This window comes from Pseudomonas sp. Sample_16 (genome assembly GCF_004307665.1).
In the GTDB taxonomy this organism is placed as follows: Bacteria; Pseudomonadota; Gammaproteobacteria; order Pseudomonadales; family Pseudomonadaceae; genus Aquipseudomonas.
Genome location: NZ_RCOB01000132.1, coordinates 1 through 4,506 on the forward strand (window position 1 = coordinate 1; position 4,506 = coordinate 4,506).

At 58.4% G+C, this 4,506-nt stretch carries 6 protein-coding genes; 4 read left to right on the top strand and 2 right to left on the bottom strand.

The annotated features are described in order from the left end of the window. Positions 1–645 (bottom strand): LysR family transcriptional regulator (locus D8U69_RS17925; protein ID WP_130907829.1); only part of this gene is annotated, 645 nt, incomplete at its 3' end. Positions 646–695: 50 nt separating this feature from the next. On the opposite strand from D8U69_RS17925, the gene D8U69_RS17930 reads away from it, so the two are divergent. The 4 genes from D8U69_RS17930 (at position 696) to D8U69_RS17945 (ending at position 3,414) form a co-directional block, all read left to right on the top strand. Then, positions 696–1,025 (top strand): 3-phosphoglycerate kinase, encoded by a 330-nt coding sequence (locus D8U69_RS17930; RefSeq protein ID WP_130907830.1) that lies wholly within the window; start codon positions 696–698, stop codon positions 1,023–1,025. 150 nt (positions 1,026–1,175) lie between these two features. After that, entirely contained in the window at positions 1,176–1,775 is a 600-nt protein-coding gene (locus D8U69_RS17935; RefSeq protein WP_056853097.1) for an FMN-dependent NADH-azoreductase, read from the top strand. A 263-nt stretch (positions 1,776–2,038) separates the two neighbouring features. Next, the gene (locus tag D8U69_RS17940; protein ID WP_056853096.1) at positions 2,039–2,917 is read left to right on the top strand and encodes a carboxylate/amino acid/amine transporter; all 879 of its coding nucleotides are present in this window, start codon (positions 2,039–2,041) and stop codon (positions 2,915–2,917) included. Beyond that, positions 2,914–3,414 (top strand): MepB family protein, encoded by a 501-nt coding sequence (locus D8U69_RS17945; protein WP_130907831.1) that lies wholly within the window; start codon positions 2,914–2,916, stop codon positions 3,412–3,414. The genes D8U69_RS17940 and D8U69_RS17945 overlap by 4 nt, the downstream gene beginning before the upstream one ends. Positions 3,415–3,430: 16 nt before the next feature. Here the strand turns inward: D8U69_RS17945 and D8U69_RS17950 are convergent. Then, the coding region (locus tag D8U69_RS17950) for a mechanosensitive ion channel family protein (RefSeq protein WP_130907832.1) at positions 3,431–4,506 on the bottom strand (1,076 nt) is incomplete at its 5' end.

The window sequence follows — 4,506 nt, forward strand, 5'->3', positions numbered from 1 at the left end:
TTCGGCGCCGAGCCAGCCGACGTCCCGTGGTTGCTGGCGACCGGAGTCCCGGATGACCACTTGCATGTGGCTTTCCAGATCCTGGAAGCTCAGTTCGCGGTTAAGGCGATGCAGGGAATGTTCCGGGTGGGCGACCGCGACGAATTCGACGTCGCTTAATTCCGCACCCAGGTAGCCCGGAATGCTGAACCCGGTGATCGCCAGGTCGGCGACGCCTTCGAGCAGGACTTCCTCCACACCTGATAGCACCTCTTCGCGCAATCGCACCCGGCAACCTCGGCTTTGCGGCATGAAGGCGGTCAACGCGCGGACGAGGCGAGCGCTCGGATAGGCGGCGTCGACCACCAGGCGCACTTCGGCTTCCCAGCCTTGCTCCATATGGTGAGCCAGGTCTTCGAGCTGACTGGCCTGTTTCACCAGTTGCCGGGACCGTCGCAACAGCACGCCGCCGGCTTCGGTCAGCACTGCTTTGCGCCCGTCGATGCGCAGCAATGGCACGCCAAGCTGATCCTGCATCCGCGCTACGGTGTAGCTGACGGAGGATTGCGAGCGATGCAGCGCTTCGGCGGCCTGGGCGAAACCACCGTGGTCGACCACGGCTTGAAGTGTTCGCCATTGATCAAGGGTCACGCGGGGCGCTTTCATGATGTGCTCCTCTTGTCCTAAGCTGGGCAGTTCTTATTGGAGACTGCTCAATGAAAAAAATTTGTTGTCTGGTATCAGGTTGCGTACTGCTGAGCCTGTTGCCGCTGACTGCGTCTGCTTACCCGATCGATGTGAAAAAAGACCTCAATGGCCTGAAGATCGATTACGAAACCTTCGACACCGATAGCGATATCGGCTCCATTCGGGTGGCCAACTATGGCGATGTCGATGCCAGCTGCAAGGCGGTTTTCAGCAACGGCCCGGAAGCTCCACGCACCCGAAAGATCGATGTACCGGCTGGCAAACACAAAAACGTCACCGCCAAGTTCAGCCGCAACATCATCAAACTGCGCATCGAGCTGAGCTGCACCCCGAAATGACACCGAACGGAGCAAACCTGACGGGCATGCTCCGCTTATAAACGAATTTATTGATGGGTTATAGCAATTATTTGCGCTTTTTCATCGATATGACTCTGTTTAACCTTCACTCCATCGACTTACAGCATTCTCAGATGGAGCCTACATCCCATGTCCCGCGTTCTGATCATCGAAAGCAGTGCCCGTCAGCAAGACTCGGTTTCCCGTCAACTGACCCAGACGTTCATCAAACAATGGCAAGCCGCTCATCCGCAGGATCAGATCACGGTTCGTGACCTTGCCGTCAACCCGGTACCGCATCTGGACATCAACCTGCTGGGTGGCTGGATGAAGCCCGCTGAACAACGCAGCGACATCGAACAGGTTTCGCTGGAGCGGTCTAACCAGCTGACAGACGAATTGCTGGCCGCAGACGTACTGGTGATGGCCGCGCCGATGTACAACTTTGCAATTCCCAGCACCCTCAAAGCCTGGCTGGACCATGTGCTGCGCGCCGGCGTCACCTTCAAATACACAGAAACCGGGCCTCAAGGTCTGCTCAGCGGCAAGCGCGCTTATGTGCTGACGGCGCGCGGCGGTATCTATGCCGGCAGCACGGCGGATCACCAGGAACCGTACCTGCGTCAGGTCATGGGCTTCATCGGTATCCACGACGTGACATTCATCCATGCCGAAGGCATGAACCTGGGTGGCGACTTCCAGGAGAAAGGCCTGAACCAGGCCAATGCCAAGCTATCGCAAGTGGCCTGACCTGTTAATCGCCAGATAATCGCTCGATGGTCTAGTGACCTGGCGCAACCCTTCAAGCCTGTACGCGCATCGAACCTCCCTTTGCACTTATTGCTCCTGAGTGCCGTAGCCCGATTGAACGCTTTAGCGAGATCGGGCTTTTTTTTGCCCACGATTTGATGGGGTGGCATAAAAGCCCGCTTCCACAGGTTTTTGTATTGTTTGACTGGTCGCGATCATTGGCAAAACCCGCTATCGTCGCCGCCATTCGAAACGAGGCGAGCATGGGCTATCTACTTTTTGTCACGCTGATCCAGGCGTTTTCCTTCAGTTTGATCGGTGAGTACCTGGCCGGTCATGTCGACAGTTACTTCGCGGTGCTCGTGCGCGTGCTGCTGGCCGGGCTGGTGTTCATTCCGTTGACGCGCTGGCGTTCGGTGGAACCGGCGTTCATGCGCGGCATGCTGCTGATCGGCGCGTTGCAGTTTGGTGTGACCTATGTCTGCCTGTATCTGAGCTTTCGCGTGCTGACGGTGCCGGAAGTGTTGCTGTTCACCATCCTCACGCCCTTGCACGTGACCCTGATCGAAGATGCCCTGAACCGTCGCTTCAATCCGTGGGCCTTGATCGCGGCACTGGTGGCGGTCGCGGGCGCCGCGGTGATTCGCTTCGACCGGATCAATCCCGACTTCTTCATGGGGTTCCTGCTGCTGCAGCTGGCCAACTTCACCTATGCCGCCGGGCAGGTGCTCTATAAGCATCTGGTCGCACGACACCCGAGTGATCTGCCGCATTATCGGCGCTTCGGCTACTTCTACCTCGGGGCACTGGCCGTGGCGTTGCCGGCGTTCCTGCTGTTCGGCAAACAGAATTTCCTACCCGAAGCACCGTTGCAATGGGCTGTGTTGTTGTTCCTCGGCCTGGTCTCGACCGCATTGGGGCTGTACTGGTGGAACAAGGGCGCTTGCCTGGTCAATGGCGGGACGCTGGCAGTGATGAACAACCTGCATGTGCCGGTGGGTTTGCTGATCAATCTGCTGATCTGGAATCAGCATGAGCAGCTGGGGCGGTTGTTGCTCGGTGGCTCTGTGATTTTGATGGCGGTCTGGATCAGCCGGTTGGGCGTCAGGCGAGAAGTGTTGCCATTGCGGAGTCGGACATGAAGGACTTGATCGCCGCCATTGAGCAGATCTACAAGCGCGCAGGTATGGCGTTGACGGATGAAGCGCGGCGCGAGGAGGAAAGTGCCGAGTATGGCGCCTTCCGTTTCGGCCTCGATGGCCAGGCGATCGTCTTCCGGGTGGCGAAAACCACGCCGACCAAGATTGGCCAGTTCGTCACGTTGTGGAAACGGCCAACGCCGACCAGCGAGATTGCACCGTTCGATAGTGACGATGGCGTCGCCTTTGTGGTGGTGAGCGTTGGCGATGAAACCCATGACGGGCAGTTTGTGTTCGACCGGGAGATATTGGCTGCCAAAGGTGTCATGTCGATTGCCGGCGAAGGCGGTAAGCGAGCGATTCGCGTGTATCCGCCGTGGTCCCGGCCCGTCGCCCGGCAAGCTATCAAGACGCAGCAGTGGCAGCTGAAGTATTTCCTCGCTATTGACCCAAGCGGGAATGCCGACCCCGTGGATGTGCGGCGACTCTTCAAAACCTAGCCACGTGTTGAACCCCTTACATACGGTTTTTTTCCGGCTCGGGAATGTGGCTTGAACCCAGCAGGGCCGGCAACAACCCGGCCCGCAAGTCGCCGCCACTGGGCTGCTGATAAAGGCTCAAGCCAAACTCCGGCAGCACCGCCAGCAAGTAGTCGAAGATATCCCCCTGGATCCGCTCGTAATCGGCCCACGCCGTGGTTCGGGTAAAGCAATAGATTTCCAGCGGAATGCCCTGTGCCGTGGTCTGCATCTGCCGGACCATGCAGGTCATGTTCGGCTGGATCTGCGCGTGGCTTTTCAGATAGGCCAGTGCATAGGCGCGGAACGTGCCGATGTTGGTCATGCGTCGGCGGTTGGCCGACATGGCGGCGAGGTTGCCTTGGGCTTCATTCCACGCTTTGAGTTCGGCCTGCTTGCGGGACATGTAGTCGGTCAGCAGATGCACCTGCGCCAGTTTCTGCTCTTCTTCATCACGCAAAAAACGCACACCGCTGGCGTCGATGAACAGACTGCGCTTGATCCGGCGGCCGCCAGAAGCCTGCATGCCGCGCCAGTTCTTGAACGATTCGGACATCAAGCGCCAGGTCGGGATCGAGACGATGGTCTTGTCGAAGTTCTGCACCTTAACCGTATGCAGCGTAATGTCCACTACATCGCCATCGGCGCCGACCTGTGGCATCTCGATCCAGTCGCCCACCCGCAGCATGTCATTGCTGGTGAGCTGCACACTGGCTACGAATGACAGCAGCGTGTCCTTGTAGACCAACAGGATCACAGCCGACATGGCACCCAAGCCTGACAGCAGCAACAGCGGTGAGCGATCGATCAGCGTAGCGACGATGATGATCGCGCCAAATACGTACAAGACCATTTTCGTCAATTGCACATAGCCCTTGATCGAGCGGGTGCGGGCGTGTTCGGTGCGGGCGTAGATGTCCAGCAAGGCATTGAGCAGCGCGCTGATCGCCAGGATCAGGAACAGCACGGTGAATGCCAGCGCCACATTGCCGAGGAAAACCGTCGCGGTTTTACTCAGTTCCGGCACCAGGTGCAGGCCGAACTGGATCACCAGCGATGGCGTCATCTGCGCCA